This is a genomic window from Streptomyces sp. NPDC001153 (genome assembly GCF_053598315.1).
Genome location: NZ_JBSFJZ010000028.1, coordinates 111,899 through 134,018, shown reverse-complemented (window position 1 = coordinate 134,018; position 22,120 = coordinate 111,899). Strand labels below are relative to the sequence as shown.

The following is a 22,120-nucleotide window of genomic DNA, read 5'->3' as shown; positions in this document are numbered from 1 at the left end:
GGTCAGAACCCTTCCGGCTGCCGGGGCCGGGGAGGCGGCTTGTGAGGTTCCATACCGGAGTAGACGCCGGCACCGCCCGTTCGGATCCGGCGATCCGGCCTCCCCGCAGGCACTCGATGAGGGCCACGACGACGTTCTCCGGGACCGGAGTCAGGCGTCGCGGCGGCACTCCGGGACGAACGGGGCTGCCCGTACCGGCTGGGTAACCAGAAAGACCCGCCCGAAGAGGGCAGGTGCCCGGTCCGGCAGGCGCATGTCCGCGCCACCCCCGCGTGCTAAGTGCCGTCCGGTCGCGGCAGGTCCTGCTCGGTCCAGATGATCTTTCCCGTGGGTGTGTAGCGCGTACCCCAGTGATGGGTCATCTGGGCGATGATGAACAGGCCCCGTCCGCCCTCCTCGTCACTCGCGGCGTGCCGCAGGTTGGGCGCGGTGTGGCCGGTGTCGGAGACCTCGCAGATCAGGGCCCGGTCGCGGATCAGGCGTACCTTGATCGGACCGCCGACGTAGCGGATGGCGTTGGTGACCAGTTCGCTGACGATGAGCTCGGTGGTGAACGCCAGGTCGCCCAGCTCCCATTCGCCGAGTTGCTTGCTGACGGTGGTGCGGATGGTGGCCACCGCCGCCGGGTCCGGGAGCACCGCCCACTCGGCGAACTGCTTGCGGTCGAGCCGGCGGGTGCGGGCCACGAGCAGTGTCGCGTCCACGTCCACCGGCCCCGGCAACAGGGTGCTCACCGCGCGGTCGCACAGTGTCTCCAGGGGTGCTCGGCCGTCGCCCAGGACGCGGGACAGCTGCGCGAGCCCGGCGTCACGGTCGTCGGCCGCCTGGAGGAGGCCGTCCGTGGAGAGGGCGACGAGACTGCCCGGGGCGAGGTCCAGTTCCGTGCTCTCGTAGGGCAGGCCGGCGATTCCCAGCGGCGGCCCGGTCGGCAGCTCCGGATAGTCGACGACGCCCGTGTGGGCTTGTACGACGGCCAGCACGGAGTCCCCGGCCCGGGCGAGGCTGCACTTCCCCGAGACGGGGTCGTACACCGCGTACAGGCAGCTCACGCCCAGCGCCTCGTCGACGTACGGCCTCAGGTGTCCCGGGCCTTGGCCGGCCTCGCCTTCGTGCGCGGTCTGCTCGACCAGGTCGGCCAGGCGGGACAGCAGCTCGTCCGGGCTCAGGTCCAGCCGGGCCAGAACGCGCACGCCCGTACGCAGGCGTCCCATGGTGGCCGCGGCACGCAGGCCATGACCGAGCACGTCCCCGACGACCAGGCCGACCCGGGTACCCGACAGGGGAATGACGTCGTACCAGTCGCCGCCCACCCCGGACCCGCTGTCGGCGGGCAGGTAACGGCTCGCCGAGTCGACGGCGGCGTGCGTCGGCAGACGGCGCGGAAGCAGGCTCCGCTGGAGTTTGAGGGCCACGGCGTGACCCCGGGTGACCACCGGCATCAGCAGGAGGCCGATCAGCAGGGAGCCGAGGCCCAGGACGGTGACGCCGCCCGTCCTGCCGATCAGCGGCAGGTCGACGGCTGTCGTGCCGTACCCGGGGTTCGCGTAGACGACGAAGGCGGCGTAGACGAACAGCGAGATCATCATCAGCCCGCCCAGCCCCGGCAGTACGCCCTTGAAGACCAGGTCCCTGGCGCTGCGGGTCAGGACCTTGCGGTAGTACCAGATGCAGGCGAAGCCGGTCAGGCCGTACTGGAACGCGATCGCGAGACCGACCGAGTCGATCGAGTCGGCCAGGACGTTCCGGCTGAACGACGCCAGCAGGACGAACAAGGCGATCGAGGCCGCTCCCATGCCGACGGTCCCCCAGGTCGGAGTGAGAAACCTGCGGTGGACCCGGGCGAACCGGGAGGGGACCGCCTTGTGGACCGCCATGGAGAAGACGGTCCTGGCCAGGGGCAGGATGGTGGTCTCGGCGGAAGCCAGCGCGGAGGTGAGCACCATCAGGATCAGCAGTCTCGACAGGAGCAGCCCCATGTCGTGGCTCCCGAACACGGCGTCGCCCAGCCCGGACAGCACGTCGCCCGAGTTGTGGGTGTTGCCGAGCCCGATGCCCGAGGTGCCGACTCCCGCGAACGCCTGCGCCGAGGTGGAGACCAGGCTGTACGTGATCAGGAGCAGCACGGTGGACACGACCGCGGAGCGCCCGGGGATGCGCGCGCTGTCGATGGTTTCCTCGTTGACCGAGAATGCGGTGTCCCAGCCCCAGTAGATGAAGACCCCCGCGAGGATTCCCGAGGTCAGGGCGCTTACCGAGGGCACCTCGAAGGGGTTGAACCAGGAGGCCGAGACGTGGATCGCCGTCGCGGGAGGGTCGGTGTAGACCCTCACCAGTGCGGCGATGGAGAAAAGGAACAGCATCACCATTTCCAGGCACAGCAACCAGCGCTGGACGGCCGCCGAGAACTCGATGCCGACGTAGCAGATCACGGTCAGCATGGCGATCCAGACGACGCCCGCCACGGTCGTCCAGAACCTGTCGTCCGCCAGTCCGTCCAGGCCCACCAGCCGGAAGCCGTACGCAGCGGCGATCTGGGCGAGGTTGCCCATGACGATGATGTTGGCGACGATCAGGCCCCAGCCGCCCATCCACCCCGTGCGCGGCCCGAAGGTGCGGGTGGCCCAGCTGAAGGTGGTCCCGCAGTCGGAGTTGCTCGCGTTGAGCTCCCGGAAGGCGCACGCGACCAGCACCATCGGTATGAACGCCAGCATCGTGACGATCGGGGCCTGCAGTCCGACCCCCGCCACGATGACGCCCAGGGTGGCGGCCAGGCTGTACGCCGGGCCGGCGGAGGCAAGGCCCATGGCCACCGAGGAGAACATGCCCAGGGCGTCGTTCTTGAGCCCTTTCCGGCCGGCCCCCGTCCCGGGGGCGGGGCGGCCGGCGGACACGGCGCCGTCGAAGTGCCTCACACTTGATTGCACCGCCGGGCCGGTTCCCTCCGCAACAGCGCAGGGCAGCAGCGGGAACCGCGCCGGTCACACCACCGGGCGGCGCGTCCGACGCCCGCCGACCGCCCTTGGGGCGGTGGTTTCACGGCCTCTCGGTGTCGGTCCACGCTCGGATCGCCTCGGCATGTTCACGGATCAGAGACATCCGGGCCTCCCATTCCTCTCCGCGCCGGTGGTGGGGATGGGCGGTGATCTGGCCGCCGTGCTTGCGGTAGACCAGTCCGGTGTCGCCGATGAACCATCCGTCGGCCAAGGCGTCCAGACCGAGGAGAAGTCCGGTGTCGCCCGAGGCCGGCAGGGCCATCCAGCCACCCAGCAGCGCCAGCAGGGAGCGCCTCACGCACAGGGTGGCGGGGTGGACCTGGGGGCGGTGGTGCTCGGTCCAGAAGCGGAACGCGCTTCCCCGGGGGAGCCGGCCCGGTTGCGGGTCGCTGAGTTCGAAGGAGACGGTGCTGCCGTCCTCGAGGAGGTCGACGACCCGCGATGTCGTCCAGCCGACCGAGGCGTCCTCCTCCAGCACGGCGATGTCCCGTGCGAGAGAGCCGGCGGTGAGCTGGTCGTCGGAGTCCAGGGTCTTCAGGTAGACACCGGTCGAGCGGGCGAATGCCATGGTGCGTGCCACGTGGGGGCCGCCCGCGCGGGACGCCGAGATCCGGATCCGTGGATCGTCGGCCGGCAGATACGACTGTGCGCGCACGCCGCTGCCGTCCTCCTGCACGCACCACTCCCAGGACCATCCCTCGGGAAGGTCCTGGGAGAGCAGAGAGGCGTAGGCGTCGGGAAGAAAACGGACAGCATCGATGTGTACCGGGGTGACGATGGAGACGACGTTCACGACTCTCTTCCTGGTTCGCGGAGCGCTGTACGGGGGACCGATGCCGGCCGAGGCACGCGGCCCCTCCGGCCTGGACAGGAGAACTCCGGGTTCATCGGGGATCCGGCCCGAAGAGACGGCCTCGCCCAGCGGCAGCGCCCTGCCTTGCAACCGCTGGTCAACGCCTCACCGGCGACGGTGACGACGCTGACGAGGGGCACGGGTTCGGCGCTCCAGCACTGTGGTGTGGTAACGGGCTCGCTGCGGGGTTCAGGCTACAGGTGGCGCCGCCGACCCTCCCTTTCCTGTACGACGCCCGGATCAACTCCCGTACGACGCCCGGATCGACCCCGATCCGGCCCGGCCGGCACCCCGCCCTCCTGGTGGTCCGTCAGCAGCGCGCCCCGCGCGGCGGAGAGGCTGCACCGTTGTGCTGTTCGGATCCCCGCAACGCCGCCGCCCCGCGGCCGACATGCCGCGCGTGGCGTAATGAACCGCTCCGGCGGCTTCCCGGGTCACGTTGTGCGGAGGTGGTCGGCAGCGAGGACGGGAAAGTGGGTGACCCACCGGGCCATGGGCACGGAGAGCATCGACCGATCGCAGGGCTTCGGCGAGCGGCTGCTCGGCCTGCTGCTGGACAGAGCGCGGCTGCTGCCGCCCCAGATGATCGCCCCGCTGATCGCGGAGGGGGTGGCCAGGATCGGCGGTCGTGACGTCTCCATCCTGCTCCAGGACTACGCGCAGGAGCTGCTGGTGCCGCTGCCGGGCAGGAAACTGCACGTGACCCAGCCGGAGCCGATGGCCGACTCCCCCGCCGGGCGGGCTTTCCTGCGCGGGGACGCCGTCGAGGTGCCGCAGGCCGCAGGCGTCCGGATCTATCTGCCGCTGCTGGACGGCAGTGACCAGGTGGGCGTCATGGCCCTCACCCTGGACGCCGTCGGCGACGACGACCGGCGCCTGCTGCACAGGCTCGCCAGCCTGGTCGCCGACATGCTGGTCACCAAGAACGCCTATACCGACCAGTTCTTCCAGGCCCGGCGCCGGGAGCCGATGACCGTGTCCGCGGAGATCCAGTGGAGCCTGCTGCCGCCGCTGACGATGTCCGTCCCCCAGGTCGAGGTGGCCGGGGCCCTGGAGCCCGCCTATCGCGTCGCCGGCGACAGCTTCGATTACGCCCTCAACGACAACATCCTGCACATGGCCGTCATCGACGCGATGGGCCATGGCCTGGACGCCGCCACGATGGCGACCGTGGCCATCGGCGCCTACCGGCATGCCCGGCGCGTGTTCATCAGCCTGGACGAGAAATACGCGTTCATGGACGAGGCCATTTCCCGGCAGTTCGGCCCCGACCACTTCGTCACGGCGCAGCTGATGCACCTGAACATCACCACCGGTCAGATGGAGCTGGTCAACGCGGGCCACCCCGCGCCGCTGCTGATCCGCGGCGGCCGGGTGGTGCGGCAACTGGAGAGCGCGACGACGCTGCCCGTTGGTTTCGGCGGCGAAATGCCCCGAGTCAAGGAGCACGTGCTCCAACGAGGCGACCGGGTGCTCTGCTACACCGACGGCATCATCGAAGAGCATGTCGCCGGCGAGGCGTTCGGCGAGGAACGCCTCATCCACTGCGTCAACCGCCTGGGAGAAGAGCCGTCAGTGGGTGTGCGGGCGGATCTGCGCCGCCTCTCCCACACGCTGAAGCACGAACGGGGCGGGCTCACCACCGACGACGCCACCCTTTTCATGATCGAGTGGCACGGGGGAACCGCCGACCACCTCGCGACCCTCGGCTGAACGTCTCGACGTCGGCCGAGTCCGCACCCGGCACCGGGCCGAGATCGGACCCGCGAGCCTCACTCACGTCAGTGAGCTCGCACGTCTGGCCGAGGCCGTGGGGAGAGGCTGTTCGGTCCAGATGGACTTGCCGGTCCGGGTGTGCCGGGTGCCCCAGCGCCGGCAGAGTGCGGAGATGAGCTGCAGGCCTCGGCCGCCCTCGTCGGTGGCGGAGGTGTGGCGGATGTGCGGCGTGGTCAGGCTGGCGTCGGAGACCTCGCAGATCAGTGCGCGGCTGCGGAGCATGCGCAGCCGGATGGGGCCGCAGGCGTGCCGTACGACGTTCCCGACCAGCTCGCTGACCAGGAGTTCGGTGGTCATGATCAGGTCCTCGTCGGCCAGGTCCCAGTCGGCGAGCTGGGCGCGGACCAGCTCACGGGCCTGGCCTGCCGCCATCGGGTCCTCCGGCAACGGCCACTCCGCGACGTTCTCCGCGTCCAGCGGGTGGGTGCGGGCCAGCAGCAAGGCGGCGTCGTCCACCAGCGCGCCTTGGGCGGGCAGGAGAGCAGAGGTGAGGGTGGCGCAGAGGGCATCCAGGCCGGACGCGTCCGCCGGTGCGGCCGGCATGGCGTTCACGGACTGGAGGAGGAGCTCGGCGAGGCGGCTCATGCCCGTGGTGACGTCCCTGTCCTTGCTCTCGACCAGGCCGTCGCTGTAGAGGGCGAGCAGACTGTCGGCGGGCAGCAGGGTCTCGAGGGTTTCGAAGGGGGGAGCGGCCACCCCCAGCGGCGGGTCCGGGGTCATGGGCAGGAAGGTGACGGGGCCGTCGGGGTGGGCCACCGCCGGGGGCGGATGACCGGCGCTGGCGTACGACAGACGCCGGGTCACCGGGTCGTAGATGCCGTACAGGCAGGTCGCGAAGGCATCGTTGCCCAGGTCGCCGACGATGTCGTTGAGGTGACCGAGGATTTCGTCGGGTGGCAGCTCCAGCTCCGAGAGGGTGCGCACGGCCGTGCGGAGGGCACCCATCGTGGCGGCCTCGGCCATGCCGTGGCCCATGACGTCGCCGATCACGAGCGCCACCCGGGCCGCGGACAGCGGGATCACGTCGTACCAGTCGCCGCCCACGTCGGCCCCCTGTTTGGCCGGCTGGTAGCGCGCCGCCGCCGTCACCTCGGGCAGCTGGGGCAGGGCCCGCGGCAGCAGGCTGCGCTGGAGAGTACGGGCCCGGGTCGTCGCCTCGTCATAGAGCCCGGCCCGCTCCAGGGCCTGCGCGATCAGTCCGCTGAGCGCCGTCAGCAGCGTTCGTTCGTCATCGTTCAGCACCCGCGGTCGCCCGAAGGAGATCACCGCCGCGCCGATCTCGCGCCCCGATACCGCCAGCGGCAGAAAGGCCCACGCCTGCTTGCCACCCTCCCGGATCAGGATCTCGGTCCTCGGGTATCGATTCAGGAACTCCTCCGGGGAGGAGATGAAGAGCGTGGTGCGGGTGCGCAGGGCGTCCCCCAGCGGGCTGGTGGTGTCCCTCACCGTCCACTGCCCGTCCAGCTGCCGGGTGAAGCGCTCCGAATATCCCCGGGAGCCGACCACGGTCAGGCGGTCGCCGACCACGCCGAGCATGACGAGTCCGGTGGCCCCGAGGGGGGTCATCACGCCGTCGGCCACCGCGGCCATCACATCCTGCGCCGTGACGGCCTCGGCCAGCTCCCGCGTGATCCGCTGCACCAGGGCCGCCCGCTCCGCCGCCGCCCGCTCCGCGGCGGACCGCTCGAGCTCCCGCAGATGCCGCTCGGTGGTGTCGGTGATGTAGAGCGTCAGGCCTTGCGGCACCGGGACCAGCCGCAGGTGGTACCAGGACGTCCCGTCCGGCCCCGGTACGTCGAATCCGGCCGCTTGGCCCTCGGCCGCCGTGGCCCGGAACCGTTGCTCCAGCCCCGGCACGGCATGCAGCGCGGGAATGTCCCAGAGCAGGGCTCCGGCCACATCGCCCGCGGCGCCGAAGAGCCGCTCGGCGGCCTGGTTGAGAAATCCGATGCGCCAGTCCGTGTCCAGGGAGACGAAGCCGTCGCTCATGTGCCGCAGCGCCCGACCCACCGACTCGGCGGCGGTGTGCGTCTCGCTGCTGTCCCGGAGGGTGCCGATCACCTTCACCGGTGTCCCCTCCTCGTCCGTGAGCGTCCGGGCGCGAGCCTCGATCCAGAGGTACGTGCCGTCCTGGCGCCGGACCCGGTACTCGTCCTGGAAGCCGCCGCGGAGCTGGATGCCCATGTCGAAGCCGCTGACCGCCCCCGGCAGGTCGTCCGGGTGGATCAGTTCCGCCCACGCCTCGATGCCGCCGGCCATCACCCCCGGATCGATGCCGGCCAGCACCTCCTCGACGGGTCGGTCGGAGGTCAGCTCACCGGTCCGCAGGTCCCAGGTGTACGTGATGGATGGCACCCCTTCCGCGTCCCACCGGGATGCCTCCCCCTCGGCGTCCCACGGGGGAGTCTCCCGCGGTCCCGCCCCGTTCTCCAGGGCGCGCAGCAGGGTGGCGGACGGACCGAGGATCCCGGACGACCTGAGCCTCTCGGACATCCATGCCGCCACCTCGTTCAGGAAGGAGCACTCCGCCGCGCCGGGCTCGTCGCCCGGGGCGAAGAGGACCGAGAGCGCGCCGCGTCGCCGGCCGCCCGGAATGGGGACGGCCAGGTGAGCGATGCCGGCGGGGACTCGGGAGGGCCACAGGGCAGCGGGGTCCCGGCCCGGCACCGGGTCGGGCGGGGCCAGGTCGGGCTGCCAGGTGAGGGCGTCCTCGCGGGCGGCCCTGCTGGGCGGCGCCGTGCCCCGTGCCGGGATGATCAGCCAGGGCCGGATCATCGACTCCGGCAGGCCGCTGTGAGCGACCAGGTAGAGGATGCCGCTCATACCGCCGCCCGGGAGATGAACCATGCCGCCCAAGCCGTGCACCTCGGCCACCGCCTGCTGGAGCGCGGTCAGCAGCACGTCGACGTCGCGCCGGTCCTCGTCCACGGCTTCGAGCAGCCGCATCCGTATGAGGGGCCGCTCCGAAGGCCGTACGGCCTGTACGGTCCCCGAGCCCTGGGGCTGGTGCAGCGGATGGGAGGAGCGGGGCATGAACGGGTCGGTGTTGTGCGCATCGCCGCCTCTGGACTTCACCACTGCCGACAGTCACCTCCGCTGGCCCGCTGAGCCACATGGGGTCGGATGCGTACCTGCAGCGATCTACATCCGCACAATCCACATCCATCCTAGTCGGGACAATTTAAGCGATTTCACCCACTCAGGGGAACCGCTCGCATCGATGAACCGACAGTGGGATCGGCTCACCGCTCGTCGCCCCTGAGGCTTTGCCCGACGGCTGGTGCGGCACGCGCAGCACAGTTGATCATTGGCCGTCTTCGAAGACGAAGAGCGGTTTGCTGCCGTGTGCGGGTGCTTCGGCGAGCGAGACGGCCTCTTTGAAGCTTTCGATCGGGAACGTCCGCCCCCGGGGGATGCTCAGCACCTCGTCGACGACGAGACCGCGAACCCGGGACAGCGCGCGCAGCGCATCCTCCGGTGGGGCAGTGCCGAACCAGCGGTTCAGCCAGAAGCCACGGACGGCCTTGGTCTCGTAGATGACCGAGCGTGCCTGCAGCGGGATCGTCAGTGCCGCAGGGTCGGTCTGCCGATGGGTCGAGAGCGCGCCGTAGACCACGAGCTCCCCTCCCGGAGCCAAGGCCTGGGACACCTGGGCACCCACGGGACCCGCGACACAGTCGACGGCCTTCCGCACGCCGGCCGGCCCCGCTGTCTCAGCCACACGCCGCACCAGGTCCTCGTCCTCGGTGCAGATGACCTCGTCACCACCCAGCGCTTTGATCTCCTCGACAGCATCGCGTCGCCGCACGACATTGATCGTGCGAACACCCAGATGCCTGGACAGCTGAATGACGAGCCGGCCGACGGTGGAGCCCGCGGCCGTCTGCAGCAGCCATTCGCCCGGCTGTACGTCGAGTTCGCGCGTCACGAGGAGCAGCGCGGTCAACGGGTTGACGGCGAGTTGACAGGCGCTGGAGTCGCTCAGCTGGTCAGGGACCGGCAGCAGCCTTCGCGTGTCGGCAACGAGGTACTCCTGCCAGGTGCCGGCCACGGGGGGCCCGGGTACCGCCGGGACCACAGCGGCCACCACGCGCTCACCGACCCTCAGTCCCTCGGTATCCGGGCCCAGGGCCGCAATACGACCCACGCATTCCATGTGACCCCCGACAGCGGGAAACCCCGGGGAGAAGCCGTAGCGGCCGCGCAGCACGTGCAGATCACTGGCGTGAATCGGAGTCGCCTTCACACGGATCAGCGCCTGACCGGCTTCCGGCGTGGGAACAGGCCGGGATTCCAGCCGCAGGACATCGGTGGGCTCGCCGGCCTCTACGGCTACGAGCGCGCGCATGGATCGAGGCATGAGCGGCCTTTCGTCTCTCAGCGCCCGAGAAACGTGTCGGCGCGCTGGATTCGTGCGGCCTCCTGAGGCCAGTGATCAGGACCGCTCGCCGCAGCGCGCCACACTGAGTTCGGATATGAATCCGTCATTTCACGCTACGCCCGGCCCCCGAAAGATTCCCGGCGGCGGACCATGCACCATGGCGCGAACGCCCGGAAGGCAGCCGACGGCACCGGCGGGCCAGGACGCGAAACGCCGACCGCGCCTGGCGCAGCGGTCACCTCCTCCTCGCTCACCCGCGGGCCACCCGGTCGCTCCCGCCCGTGTTCAACCCGCGTCCGTCATGCGGCGGGCCGACCCTGCCGCCCGATCGGCTCGGGCCAGAAGGCCGGCTCGACTGCGAGGCCACCACATCAGGTCGGCCAGGAGGAGCACGACCATCAGCCACGAGGCGATGATCTCGCCCGTGGCGCTCATCACGGTGTCGTACACGGCGAGAACGAGCGCGAGCGCGGTGACGAGCAGGACAACCCAGCGGCGCAGCCGCTCCTCCTCGGCGGCCCGGCGCAGGGCGCCGACGTACCCGATGACGGAGGGCGCCAGCCGGGGATCGCCGATGGCCTCGCCCCGCCGGGTGGCGCGCACCACAGCCGCGCGATCGGCGCGGTTCATGCCCTTGGCCTCGGGCCAGATCCTGTCCATACGGCGTGCCACCCGGACCCCGTAGAAAAGGCTCAGCACCACGAAGACCACCGCGGCGCCCGCCCATGACCTCGCCTCGATGAGAACGAAGGCCCCGAAGAAGACGCCGGCGGCAAGTCCGGCGCCCACAGCCCGGCACACCGACCCCCGCTGCCACATCCAGCCTGGAACGAGAATCACCCGTTCACGGTGGCCACTGCCCCTCAAGGACGCAACCACCGCACCGGCACGTCGACCCCGGCACACGCACACGGCGCACCACAAGGGCCAGTCGACCGACCTGGCAATCTCTTCAGCCAACGGCCGGGGCCCGAGCGCGGGCACTCCTCTCCCCCGCCGCAAGCCGTGATGCGGGCGCCGCAGTTCAGTTCCCGGTCTTCGCCTTCACGTTCACAACGAGTTTTCTTGCGAGCCCTAGGGCCAGTGCCCCCGGTCGCGGGAATAGACGTTGTTGCTGGAAAAGACGATGTCGTGACCGACGCACCCCTTCTCTCGGCACGGGATACCGTTGAGCCCCTTGCTGCCAGGCAAGGGGCTCAACGGCTCACACAGTCATCCGTAAGCGTGGAGTCCGTCCTCCCCCTCGTCCTCACACACTCCCGCCGGCATCTCAATCACCCGATCGAGTGCCTCCCCCACCTCAGTGCGAGTGCCCACTCGAAGCCGGCGCCGGAGCTGCGTTCTTGACCGTCAGCGGCAGCAACTTCTTGCCGGTCGGGCCGATTTGGATGGCCGTGTCCATCTGCGGGCAGACGCCGCAGTCGAAGCACGGGGTCCAGCGGCAGTCCTCGACCTCCGTCTCGTCGAGGGCGTCCTGCCAGTCCTCCCAGAGCCAGTCCTTGTCCAGGCCGGAGTCGAGGTGGTCCCAGGGCAGGACCTCCTCGTAGGTGCGCTCGCGGGTGGTGTACCAGTCGACGTCGACGCCGTAGGGGGCGAGCGCCTTGTCGGCGCAGGCCATCCAGCGGTCGTAGGAGAAGTGCTCGCGCCAGCCGTCGAAGCGGCCGCCGTCGTCGTACACCGCGCGGATGACCGCGCCGATGCGGCGGTCGCCGCGGGAGAGGAGGCCCTCGACGATGCCCGGCTTGCCGTCGTGGTAGCGGAAGCCGATCGAGCGGCCGTACTTCTTGTCGCCGCGGATCTTGTCGCGGAGCTTCGCGAGCCGGGCGTCCGTCTCCTCCGCGCTCAGCTGCGGGGCCCACTGGAAGGGGGTGTGGGGCTTGGGGACGAAACCGCCGATCGAGACCGTGCAGCGGATGTCGTTCGAGCCCGAGACCTCGCGGCCCTTCTGGATGACGCGCGTCGCCATGTCGGCGATCTGCAGGACGTCGTCGTCGGTCTCCGTGGGCAGGCCGCACATGAAGTACAGCTTCACCTGGCGCCAGCCGTTGCCGTAGGCCGTGGCGACCGTGCGGATCAGGTCGTCCTCGGAGACCATCTTGTTGATGACCTTGCGGATGCGCTCCGAACCGCCCTCCGGGGCGAAGGTGAGGCCCGAGCGGCGGCCGTTTCGGGTCAGCTCGTTCGCCAGGTCGATGTTGAAGGCGTCGACGCGGGTGGAGGGCAGCGAGAGGCCGATCTTGTCGTCCTCGTAGCGGTCGGCCAGGCCCTTGGCGATGTCGCCGATCTCCGAGTGGTCCGCGGAGGACAGGGACAGGAGGCCCACCTCCTCGAAGCCTGTTGCCTTGAGGCCCTTGTCGACCATTTCGCCGATGCCCGTGATCGAGCGCTCGCGGACCGGGCGGGTGATCATGCCGGCCTGGCAGAAGCGGCAGCCGCGGGTGCAGCCGCGGAAGATCTCCACCGACATGCGCTCGTGGACCGTCTCGGCCAGGGGGACCAGGGGCTGCTTGGGGTAGGGCCACTCGTCGAGGTCCATCACCGTGTGCTTGGACACGCGCCACGGAACGCCCGACCTGCTGGGGACGACTCGGGCGATGCGGCCGTCCGGGAGGTACTCGACGTCGTAGAACGCCGGGACATACACCCCGCCCGTCTTCGCCAGGCGGAACAGCACCTCCTCGCGGCCGCCGGGGCGGCCCTCGGCCTTCCACTCGCGGATGATCCGGGTCATGTCGAGCACGGCCTGCTCGCCGTCGCCGATGACCGCCGCGTCGATGAAGTCGGCGATCGGCTCGGGGTTGAAGGCGGCGTGGCCGCCCGCCAGGACGATCGGGTCGTCGTCCGTGCGCCCCCTGGACTCCAGGGGGATTCCGGCGAGGTCCAGGGCGGCGAGCATGTTCGTGTAGCCCAGCTCCGTGGAGAAGCTGAGGCCGAACACGTCGAACGCCTTCACCGGGCGGTGGCTGTCGACCGTGAACTGCGGGACGCCGTGCTCGCGCATCAGCGTCTCCATGTCCGGCCACACGCTGTAGGTGCGCTCGGCGAGGACGCCCTCCTGCTCGTTGAGGACCTCGTAGAGAATCTGGACGCCCTGGTTGGGCAGGCCGACCTCGTACGCGTCCGGGTACATGAGTGCCCAGCGGACGTCGCACTCGTCCCAGTCCTTGACGGTGGAGTTGAGCTCTCCGCCGACGTACTGGATGGGCTTCTGCACGTGCGGGAGCAGTGCTTCGAGCTGCGGGAACACCGACTCGGCGGCTTCGGCAGGCATCTCGCGAACCTTCGTGAGCTGACAGGGGTGACCATCAAGCGTAACCCGGCCGAGGACCTCCCCCGCACGCTCAGCCGGTCGCCCCGGACGTGATCTCCTTCCACAGGGCGGGCAGCTCCGCCTCCGTGCGTGCCGCCCGGGCCTCCTCGCGCCCGTACAGCACCCCGTACGTGAAGGCGCTCTCCCCTGCCGCGTGGGCCACCGAGGACAGCTCGCGCAGGGTCAGGCGGGTCATGACGCTGTCCTGGTGGTCGCCGAGGAGGGTGGTCAGGGACTTCATGTCCTTGGTCAGGGAGCGGGCCGGTCTGCCGAGGGCAGCGGTGGCCGCCTCGGCCGCGTACCGGGTGCGCTTGGCCTTCTTGCGGGCCTCGTGCACGGCGAGGTCGCGTTCCTCGCCGGGCGGGACGCCGATCGCCCGCTCGACCAGGGCGGACAGGGTCGCCAGGTCCTTGTCCATGGCCTTGGTGAGCACCTTCTGCGGCTTCTTCCCGGCGGCCTTGCGCAGCGGCGGGTCGGCGAGGAGGGCGTCCAGGGTGTCCAGCAGGGTCAGATAGCGGCGGGAGTCCAGTACGCCGGTCAGATGGGCCTGTGCGCCGCCGCGGCGGGCCTCGGCCCAGGAGGCGAGTCGTTCGGGGACCGGTCCGGCGACCAGGTCGGACGGGAGGGCGTCCGTGGCGGCCGTCAGGCGTTCGGCCATCACCTCCTGGTCGCGGCCCACGCCCAGCTCGCCCGCGAGCCACTTCAGCTCGTCCGCGACGGGGTCGGTGGCGGCGCGGTCGAGGACGGAGCGGAAGCTGCGCAGGGTGCTGCGGGCGCGGCGGGTGGCGACCCGCATGCGGTGCACGGAGTCGGGCACGTCCCGGCGGACGGCGGGGTCGAGCTCGACCAGTACGTCCCGCTGGGCGCGCAGATAGGCGAGCACGTGGTCGCCGGCCGTCACCGGCGGCGCGGGCTTGTGCTTCCCGCGGCGCGGTCCTCCTGTCTGGTCCAGGGCCCGGGCGAGTTTCGACGGTGATTTCGAGGGGCGTACGCCCGCCCTGCGCAGCCGTTTGTCCACCAGGTCCAGGAAGGCGGGGTCGCCTTCGTCGGCCAGTTCCACCTCGATCTCGGTCCACTGCGCGGTCCCGCCTTTGCCGCCGAGCCGCTCGGCGGTCACGGCGTCGACGCTCGCCTCGGCCAGCAGGGTGCCGTCGGCGTCGACCAGGTGGCGCACGTCCCGGGCGGAGCGCAGCCGGACCAGTGGGACCAGCTCGGCGCCCCGGACCCGGGAGCGGACCAGGGCGGCGATCTCCTCCGGGACGGAGTCGGAGAGCGGGGCCCGGATCTCGTCCCGCACGCCCGGTTCGACCGGGAACTTCAGATGCCAGCCCGCGTCCGAGCCTCCGGTGCGGCGGCGCAGGGTCAGGGCGGCGGCGGTCAGGCGCTCGTCGGCGGTGTCGTAGTAGATGGCGTCGAGCTCCAGTAGGCCCTTGTCCAGGACGGCCGCCACTGGGCCGACGCCGGTCAGGTCGGGCAGCCCGCTGTCGTCGGACTCGTACTTGCGCTCGATCTCGCGTTTCGCATCCGCCATGGATCGAATCTAGTTGTCCGCGAGGCGGTGCGGCAGGGGCAGCGCCGGGTGAATGGCCGGAAAACTCCCGTGGTCCACCCGGCGAACGGCGCCCTGTCCAGCACCCGCCGGACCGCCGGAGGCCTACGCCGACATGGGTCTCTGGACCTTGATCGACTGCAGTAGTCCTATGGCCACCCAAACGGCGAACATCGACGAGCCGCCGTACGACACGAACGGCAGCGGCAGACCGGTGACCGGCATGATGCCGAGGGTCATGCCGATGTTCTCGAAGGACTGGAAGGCGAACCAGGCGACGATCCCGGCGGCCACGATCGTCCCGTACAGCTCGGTGGAGTCGCGGGCGATGCGGCAGGCCCGCCACAGCACCACGCCGAGCAGGAAGATGATGAGGCCGGCGCCGAGGAAGCCCAGCTCCTCCCCCGCGACCGTGAAGACGAAGTCGGTCTGCTGCTCGGGCACGAACTGGCCGGTGGTCTGCGAGCCGTGGAAGAGCCCGGCCCCGGTCAGGCCACCGGAGCCGATGGCGATCCGGGCCTGGTTGGTGTTGTAGCCGACGCCCGCCGGGTCCAGTCCCGGGTTGGCGAAGGCGGCGAACCGGTTGATCTGGTACTGGTCCAGGATGTGCAGCTGCCAGATGGCGACACAGCCGATCACACCCATGGTGAGCAGGCCGAAGACCCAGCGGTTGGAGGCGCCGGAGGCGAGCAGCACGCCCAGGATGATGGCCACCATGGCGAGCACCGAGCCGAGGTCCGGCATGAGCAGCAGGATCAGGCACGGTACGGCCGCGAGGCCCAGGGACTGCGCCACGGTCCGGTGGTCCGGGTACATCTTGTCGCCGGCGTCCACCCGGGCCGCGAGCATCATCGCCATGCCCACGATGATCGCGATCTTGAGGAACTCGGCGGGCTGCAGCGAGAAGCCGCCGATGACGAGCCAGTTGCGCTGGCCGTTGATGGTGGCGCCGAGCGGGGTGAGGACGGTCAGGGCCAGCAGCACCGACAGGCCGTAGAGGATCGGCACGGCGTTGCGCAGGGCGCGGTGCCCCAGCCAGAGCGTGGCGATCATCAGGGCGAACCCGATGCCGAGGTTGATCAGGTGGCGTTCCAGGAAGAAGTACGGGTCGCCCTGGTTGATCTCGGTGCGGTTGCGGGTCGCCGAGAACACCAGCGCGGACCCGATCAGGGACAGCGCGACGGCGGCCAGCAGTATCGGCCAGTCGAGCCTGCGGGCCAGCGAGTCACGGGCGAAGATCCTGGTCCAGCCGGCCCGCTCGGGGCCGTACCCGGAGACGGAGAAGCTGTTCGCGCCGGTCATGAGGGCATCCTCCGGCTTCCCCGCCCGGGGATCCTGCGTCCTCGCCTGCGGGTGTTGCGGTTGCCCGTGGTGGGCGAGGGCGAGGTGGCGGGCTGCTGGTCGCTGCCGTTGCTGGGGTTGTTCTGCTGGGAGGCCTCGGCGTCCTTCGCCGGGTCGCCGGCGACCGTCGGGGCCTCGATGGTGCCGTCCGTGCGGACCTTCGGCAGGCCCTTCTGCGGCTCCGGCAGCAGCGCCTTCTTGGTGTCGATGGAGCCGTCGCCCTGGACGCCGTAGAGCGCGCTGTAGATGTTGCGCACGGCCTCACCGGCGGAACCGGAACCCGTACCGGCCTGGGAGATCGTCATGATCACCGAGTAGTCCTTGGAGTACGTGGCCAGCCAGCCGGTGGTCTGCTTGCCGTAGACCTCGGCGGTACCGGTCTTGCCGTGCAGTGCGATCTTGCTCTGCGGCCAGCCGTTGAACTTCCACGCGGCCGTACCGCGGGTGATGACGCCCGCGAACGCGTCGTCCATGCCCTTGAGGGTGGCCTGGCTGACCGGGAGCTTGCGCTCCACCTTGGGCTTGATCTCCTGGACGCTCTTGCCGTCGGCGCTGATGACCGCCTTGCCGATGGTCGGGACGTACTCGGTGCCGCCGTTGGCGACGGCGCCGTAGATCATGGCCTCCTGGATCGGCGTGACGAGGGTGTCGCCCTGGCCGATGGAGTAGTTGATCTCGTCACCCTCGCGCATCTTGTTGCCTTCGAGGCAGTTCTCGTAGGCGATCTTCTCGACGTAGGAGCCGTCCTTCTTGCCGCTCTTGCACCAGGCGTCCTTGTTGGCCTTCCAGTAGTCGAGCTTCCACTGGCGGTCGGGGACGCGGCCGGTGACCTCGTTGGGCAGGTCGATGCCGGTCTCCTTGCCCAGGCCGAACTGGTGGGCGGTCTTGAAGAACCAGTCCTTGGGCTGGCCCTTCTTGGGGTTGATACCGCCGTCCTTCTTCCACTCCCGGTCGCCGAGGCCGTAGAAGACGGTGTCGCAGGAGACCTCCAGGGCGCGGCCGAGGGAGATCGGGCCGAAGTTCTCGCCCTCGAAGTTCTTGAAGACCTGGCCGCCGACCGAGTAGGAGCTGGTGCAGGGGTAGCCGCCGTCCCAGGGGTAGCCGGCCTGGACGGCGGCGGCCGTGGAGACCACCTTGAACGTCGAACCGGGGGCCGCCTGACCCTGGATGGCCCGGTTGAGCAGCGGGTAGTCGGAGTCCTTGCCGGTGAGGGCCTTGTAGTCCTTGGCGGAGATGCCGCCCACCCACACGTTCGGGTCGTAGGTCGGTGCCGAGGCCATCGCGACGATCCGGCCGGTCTTGGCCTCCATGACGACGACCGCTCCGGAGTCGGCCTTGAAGTTCTCGCCGGTGTTCTTGTCGAACTGCTGGCGGGCGGCCTTCATCGCCTTGTCCAGCTCGTACTCGGCGACGCGCTGGACGCGGGAGTCGATGCTGGTGACCAGGTTGGAGCCGGGCTCGGCGGCGTCCGACCTGGCCTTGCCGATGACCCGGCCGAGGTTGTCGACCTCGTAGCGGGTGACGCCGGCCTTGCCGCGCAACTCCTTGTCGTACTCCCGCTCCAGGCCGGAGCGGCCGACCATGTCGGAGCGCAGATAGGGCGAGTCGGTGCCCTTGGCCTTCTGGATCTCGGCGTCGGTGACGGGCGAGAGATAGCCGAGCACCTGCGCGGTGTTGGCGTTGCCCGGGCCCGGGTAGCGGCGCACGGCCTCGGGCTCGGCGGTGATGCCGGGGAAGTCCTCGGCGCGCTCACGGATCTGCAGGGCCTGCTTGGGCGTCGCCTGGTCGGTGATCGGGATCGGCTGGTACGGCGAGCCGTTCCAGCACGGTTTGGGGGTCTTGGCGTCGCACAGCCGGACCTTCTGGATGACGTCCGCGGGATTCACGCCGAGGACACCGGCGAGCTTGGTGAGGACCGCCTTGCCGTCGTCCTTCTGCTTGAGCAGGTCGGTGCGGGAGGCGGAGACGACCAGGCGGGTCTCGTTGTCCGCGAGGGCCACCCCGCGGGCGTCCAGGATGTCACCGCGCACGGCGGGGTCGACGACCTGCTGGACGTGGTTGCCGGACGCCTCCTTCTGGTACTGGGCGCCCTCGCGGATCTGCAGGTACCAGAGCCGGCCGCCGAGCGTGCCGAGCAGGGAGAGGACGAGGATCTGGATCACGACGAGCCGGATCTGGACCCGTGGGGTCCGGCCGGTCTCGGGGATGTTGGTCACTGCGGTTGCCTCCCCCTCTCAGTGCGCATGTGCGAGAACGCGTACGAATGATGAACGACCAGCCTCTGAACCCGCGTTCCACGAATGCTGACCCGTTCGAGTGAACTCCCCGGGCGTTTCGACCGCCTGACCCGCGCTCACAGCCGCTTGACCCCCTTGATCCGGCCGACCCGCGTGGAGCGGGTGCGGGCCTTGGCCTTCAGCGCGCCGAAGCCGCCGCGCTGGCTGCCGATGCGCAGGCCGGTGCCGGAGGAGAGCCAGCCGGCGGAGATGTCGCCGGCCTTGGCGGCGGGGCCGGACTCGGTCAGCGGATCGTTGTCCGCCCGGCGGGCCAGCCACATGATGCCCGGGACCACGAACGGGGCGAGCAGCAGGTCGTACAGGGCCGCCGAGAACAGCAGCCCGGGCAGGCCGACATGGCGGGCCGCGGTGTCGCCGACGAGCGCGCCGACGCCCGCGTACAGCAGCGTGGAGCCGATGGCGGCGGCCACCACGACGGCCATCGGGCCGGTCGCCGACTTCAGGCGGCCGTTGTCCGGCCTGATGAGCCCGGCGAAGTAGCCGGTGACGCACAGTACGAGGGCGTAGCGGCCGGCCGCGTGGTCGGCGGGCGGGGCCAGGTCGGCGAGCAGGCCGGCACCGAAGCCGACGAGGGCGCCACCCACATGGCCGTACACCATGGCGAGGCCGAGGACGGTGAGCAGCAGCAGGTCCGGGACGGCGCCCGGCAGATGCAGGCGGGCGAGGACGCTCACCTGGATCACCAGGGCCACGACGACCAGCGCGCTGGAGAGCAGGATCCGGTTGAGGCGCATGGAAGAGTCAGCTCCTAGTGCTGCTGGCCGGTCGTGTTGTTCGCGCCCGCCGAGGGGGTCACCGTGACGGTCACCGTCGGCGTCGGAACCGGCTTGGGCTGGGCCGGCAGGACCTCGTCGCGCGGGTCCTTCTTCGGGGCCTGGACGACCACGCCGACGATGTCGAGCTTGGTGAAGCCGACGTACGGGGTGACGTAGATCGTGCGGGTGAGGCCGCCGTTGGAGGGCTCGATGCGGGAGACCACGCCGACCGGCACGCCGGGCACGAACGGCCGGTCGGCCTCCGAGCCGAAGGTGACGAGCCGGTCGCCCTTCTTCACCTCCGCCTTGGCGTTGAGCAGTTCCACGCGCAGCGGGCGGTCGCCCTGCCCGGAGGCGAAGCCGAGTTCGTCGCTGCCCTCCATGCGGGTGCCGACGGTGAAGTCGGGGTCGTTGGCGAGCAGCACGGTGGAGGTGTCGGGGCCGACGGTGGTGACGCGGCCGACCAGGCCGTCGCCGTTGAGGACGGTCATGTCGCGCTTGATGCCGTCGTTGGCGCCGGCGTCGATGGTGATGGTCCAGGAGAAGCCCTGGGCCGCTCCTATGGCGATGACCTGGGCGCCCTTGATGCCGTACTGGCCCTCGCCGGCGATCTTCAGCATCTTGTCGAGCTGGTTCAGCCGGCTGCGGTTGCGGTCGTCGCTGCCGAGTTTCGCCTTGAGGGCCGCGTTCTCCGTCTCCAGCAGAGCGAGCCGGTCGTGCCGGTTGCCGGAGTCCCGGATCGCGGAGACGGCGTTGCTGACCGGATCGACCGCCGAGGACAGGCCGTTCTCGACGGGGCCGAACACCGCGGCCGCGGCCTGCCGGGCACCGTCGACCGGGGAGTTCCGGCCCCCGCGGATGTCGACCGTGATCAGCGCGAACGCGATGGCGATCAGCAGGACCAGAAGCAGCCGGCTCTCTTTCGTGTCCCTCACGTGCGGCGGCCGTGCCCTTCCTCAATAGGAATTCGGGAGCCCCTTTGCGGTGCGATGCGCGAAACGCAAACCCGAGGGGCCCATTTGGGGAGCTTATGCCTCTATATCAACGATCCGCCGCACGAGAGGAGAACGTCTCGTACGGCGGAATCGAAGAGCGACGTCATCTGCGCGGCTGGGCGTCCAGGACCTGCTGCAGCGCCTCGAACTCCTCGACGCACTTGCCGGAGCCGAGCGCCACGCTGTCCAGCGGGTCCTCGGCGATGTGGATCGGCATGCCGGTCTCCCGGCGCAGCCGCTCGTCGAGCCCGCGCAGCAGGGCTCCGCCGCCGGTCAGAACGATTCCTCGGTCCATGATGTCGCCGGACAGCTCCGGCGGGCACTTGTCGAGGGTCGTCTTGACCGCGTCGACGATCGCGTTGACCGGCTCCTCGATCGCCTTGCGGACCTCGGCGGCCGAGATGACGACGGTCTTCGGCAGCCCGGACACCAGGTCCCGGCCGCGGACTTCGGTGTGCTCGTCGGCGTCGAGGTCGTACGCCGAACCGATCGTGATCTTGATCTGCTCGGCCGTGCGCTCACCCAGCAGAAGGCTGTACTCCTTCTTGATGTACTGGATGATCGCGTTGTCCAGCTCGTCGCCCGCGACCCGGATGGACTGGGCGGTGACGATGCCGCCGAGCGAGATGACCGCGACCTCCGTCGTGCCGCCGCCGATGTCCACCACCATGTTGCCCGTGGCCTCGTGGACCGGCAGGCCGGAGCCGATGGCGGCCGCCATGGGCTCCTCGATGATGTGCACCTGGCGCGCACCCGCCTGGGAGGACGCCTCGATCACGGCGCGGCGCTCGACGCCCGTGATGCCCGAGGGCACACAGACGACGACCCGCGGCCGGGCGAGATACCGCCGCTTGTGGATCTTCAGGATGAAGTAGCGGAGCATCCGCTCGGTGATCTCGAAGTCGGCGATCACGCCGTCCTTCAGCGGGCGGACGGCCACGATGTTGCCCGGCGTCCGGCCGATCATCTTCTTCGCTTCGGCACCGACCGCGAGGATCCCACCCGTGTTGGTGTTGATCGCGACGACGGACGGCTCGTTGAGTACGATCCCGCGACCCCTGACGTACACCAGCGTGTTGGCGGTCCCGAGGTCGACAGCCATGTCACGGCCGATGAACGACATTGAGTTCCCCATCCGGATTCATCTGGCCTTCCCCAGCTTTTGAGGGCATATCAGGTCGGCGAGGCGGGTGCTGTGACGTGAAGGCCTCCATCGTAAACGCGCCTGCACGAACACTGCGCGAGGGTCTCCGCCATTGTCACCAGATGGCCGCCCGCCCCGCTTGTGGAGACGGTCCATCGGAGGCACGCGTTCCCCCGAACGGCAAGGCATATGCCAAGGGACGGCCGGAAATGTACGGCCGTCCCTGGTCAGGCGCCACCGAACAGAGCTGACGCCCACTCAGAAAAATTACCGAAAACTCAGCGGGAGCTCACGCCCGGCCCGGGAAGAAGATCTTCACCTCGCGCTCGGCCGACTCCTCGGAGTCGGAGGCGTGGATCAGGTTCTCGCGGACGATCACTCCGTAGTCGCCGCGGATGGAGCCCGGCGCGGCCGCGATCGGGTCGGTGGGGCCGGCGAGCGCGCGCACGCCCTCGATGACCCGCTCGCCCTCGACGATCAGCACGACGACCGGACCGGAGGACATGAACTCGACCAGCGGCTCGTAGAACGGCTTGCCGACGTGCTCGCCGTAGTGCTGCTCCAGCGTGGCACGGTCCAGGGTACGCAGCTCCAGCGCGGTGATCTGCCAGCCGGCCTTGCGCTCGATACGGCTGATGATCTCGCCGGTCAGGCCGCGACGGACGGCGTCGGGCTTGAGCAGGACGAGGGTGCGCTGGCTCACGGGTGGACTCCTTCTGAGGTCGT

General features: G+C 70.0%; 14 protein-coding genes. 1 reads left to right on the top strand and 13 read right to left on the bottom strand.

Annotated elements, in window-relative coordinates:
* Nucleotides 1–275: 275 nt before the first annotated feature.
* Both ACWDEN_RS29380 and ACWDEN_RS29375 read right to left on the bottom strand, forming a co-directional pair.
* Nucleotides 276–2,912 carry an amino acid permease gene (locus ACWDEN_RS29380; RefSeq protein WP_450860725.1) on the bottom strand — a complete coding sequence of 879 codons (2,637 nt, stop codon included), beginning with the start codon at nucleotides 2,910–2,912 and terminating at the stop codon, nucleotides 276–278.
* A 121-nt stretch (nucleotides 2,913–3,033) separates the two neighbouring features.
* Nucleotides 3,034–3,786: a glycosyltransferase family 2 protein gene (locus ACWDEN_RS29375; RefSeq protein WP_351615192.1), complete on the bottom strand. Its 753-nt coding sequence runs from the start codon at nucleotides 3,784–3,786 to the stop codon at nucleotides 3,034–3,036.
* Nucleotides 3,787–4,338: 552 nt separating this feature from the next.
* On the opposite strand from ACWDEN_RS29375, the gene ACWDEN_RS29370 reads away from it, so the two are divergent.
* Nucleotides 4,339–5,559, top strand: coding sequence for a PP2C family protein-serine/threonine phosphatase (locus ACWDEN_RS29370; RefSeq protein ID WP_450860722.1), 1,221 nt, complete (start codon nucleotides 4,339–4,341; stop codon nucleotides 5,557–5,559).
* Nucleotides 5,560–5,622: 63 nt separating this feature from the next.
* On the opposite strand, the gene ACWDEN_RS29365 is transcribed toward ACWDEN_RS29370, so the two are convergent.
* From ACWDEN_RS29365 to ndk, 11 genes are all read right to left on the bottom strand, one after another.
* On the bottom strand, nucleotides 5,623–8,700 hold the full coding sequence (locus tag ACWDEN_RS29365) for a SpoIIE family protein phosphatase (protein WP_450860720.1): 3,078 nt from the start codon (nucleotides 8,698–8,700) through the stop codon (nucleotides 5,623–5,625).
* Nucleotides 8,701–8,926: 226 nt separating this feature from the next.
* A complete protein-coding gene (locus ACWDEN_RS29360) occupies nucleotides 8,927–9,970 on the bottom strand; it encodes a zinc-dependent alcohol dehydrogenase family protein (protein WP_450860718.1) in 1,044 nt (347 codons plus the stop codon).
* Between the two features lie 318 nt (nucleotides 9,971–10,288).
* Nucleotides 10,289–10,843 (bottom strand): hypothetical protein, encoded by a 555-nt coding sequence (locus tag ACWDEN_RS29355; RefSeq protein WP_450860717.1) that lies wholly within the window; start codon nucleotides 10,841–10,843, stop codon nucleotides 10,289–10,291.
* 460 nt (nucleotides 10,844–11,303) lie between these two features.
* The gene (locus tag ACWDEN_RS29350; RefSeq protein WP_450860715.1) at nucleotides 11,304–13,274 is read right to left on the bottom strand and encodes a TIGR03960 family B12-binding radical SAM protein; all 1,971 of its coding nucleotides are present in this window, start codon (nucleotides 13,272–13,274) and stop codon (nucleotides 11,304–11,306) included.
* Between the two features lie 70 nt (nucleotides 13,275–13,344).
* Nucleotides 13,345–14,844, bottom strand: a complete 1,500-nt coding sequence (locus ACWDEN_RS29345) for a CYTH and CHAD domain-containing protein (protein WP_450860713.1) — start codon at nucleotides 14,842–14,844, stop codon at nucleotides 13,345–13,347.
* Between the two features lie 123 nt (nucleotides 14,845–14,967).
* On the bottom strand, nucleotides 14,968–16,164 hold the full coding sequence (gene rodA, locus ACWDEN_RS29340; protein WP_351615173.1) for a rod shape-determining protein RodA: 1,197 nt from the start codon (nucleotides 16,162–16,164) through the stop codon (nucleotides 14,968–14,970).
* Nucleotides 16,161–18,419 carry a penicillin-binding protein 2 gene (gene mrdA / locus ACWDEN_RS29335; protein ID WP_351615170.1) on the bottom strand — a complete coding sequence of 753 codons (2,259 nt, stop codon included), beginning with the start codon at nucleotides 18,417–18,419 and terminating at the stop codon, nucleotides 16,161–16,163. The genes rodA and mrdA overlap by 4 nt, the downstream gene beginning before the upstream one ends.
* 137 nt (nucleotides 18,420–18,556) lie before the next feature.
* Entirely contained in the window at nucleotides 18,557–19,234 is a 678-nt protein-coding gene (gene mreD / locus ACWDEN_RS29330; protein ID WP_351615167.1) for a rod shape-determining protein MreD, read from the bottom strand.
* Between the two features lie 14 nt (nucleotides 19,235–19,248).
* Nucleotides 19,249–20,190, bottom strand: a complete 942-nt coding sequence (mreC, locus tag ACWDEN_RS29325; RefSeq protein WP_351615164.1) for a rod shape-determining protein MreC — start codon at nucleotides 20,188–20,190, stop codon at nucleotides 19,249–19,251.
* A gap of 163 nt (nucleotides 20,191–20,353) precedes the next feature.
* A complete protein-coding gene (locus ACWDEN_RS29320) occupies nucleotides 20,354–21,373 on the bottom strand; it encodes a rod shape-determining protein (RefSeq protein WP_031158632.1) in 1,020 nt (339 codons plus the stop codon).
* A 310-nt stretch (nucleotides 21,374–21,683) separates the two neighbouring features.
* Complete coding sequence (gene ndk / locus ACWDEN_RS29315) at nucleotides 21,684–22,097, bottom strand: nucleoside-diphosphate kinase (RefSeq protein ID WP_351615161.1); 414 nt, start codon at nucleotides 22,095–22,097, stop codon at nucleotides 21,684–21,686.
* Between the last annotated feature and the right edge of the window lie 23 nt (nucleotides 22,098–22,120).

Bases quoted from the DNA above. Each gene is read 5' to 3' on its own strand.
- ACWDEN_RS29370 (WP_450860722.1), top strand. From the start codon at position 4,339: ATGGGCACGGAGAGCATCGACCGATCGCAGGGCTTCGGCGAGCGGCTG.
- ACWDEN_RS29360 (WP_450860718.1), bottom strand. From the start codon at position 9,970: ATGCGCGCGCTCGTAGCCGTAGAGGCCGGCGAGCCCACCGATGTCCTG.
- ACWDEN_RS29350 (WP_450860715.1), bottom strand. From the start codon at position 13,274: ATGCCTGCCGAAGCCGCCGAGTCGGTGTTCCCGCAGCTCGAAGCACTG.
- ACWDEN_RS29345 (WP_450860713.1), bottom strand. From the start codon at position 14,844: ATGGCGGATGCGAAACGCGAGATCGAGCGCAAGTACGAGTCCGACGAC.
- rodA (WP_351615173.1), bottom strand. From the start codon at position 16,164: ATGACCGGCGCGAACAGCTTCTCCGTCTCCGGGTACGGCCCCGAGCGG.
- mreD (WP_351615167.1), bottom strand. From the start codon at position 19,234: ATGCGCCTCAACCGGATCCTGCTCTCCAGCGCGCTGGTCGTCGTGGCC.
- ACWDEN_RS29320 (WP_031158632.1), bottom strand. From the start codon at position 21,373: ATGTCGTTCATCGGCCGTGACATGGCTGTCGACCTCGGGACCGCCAAC.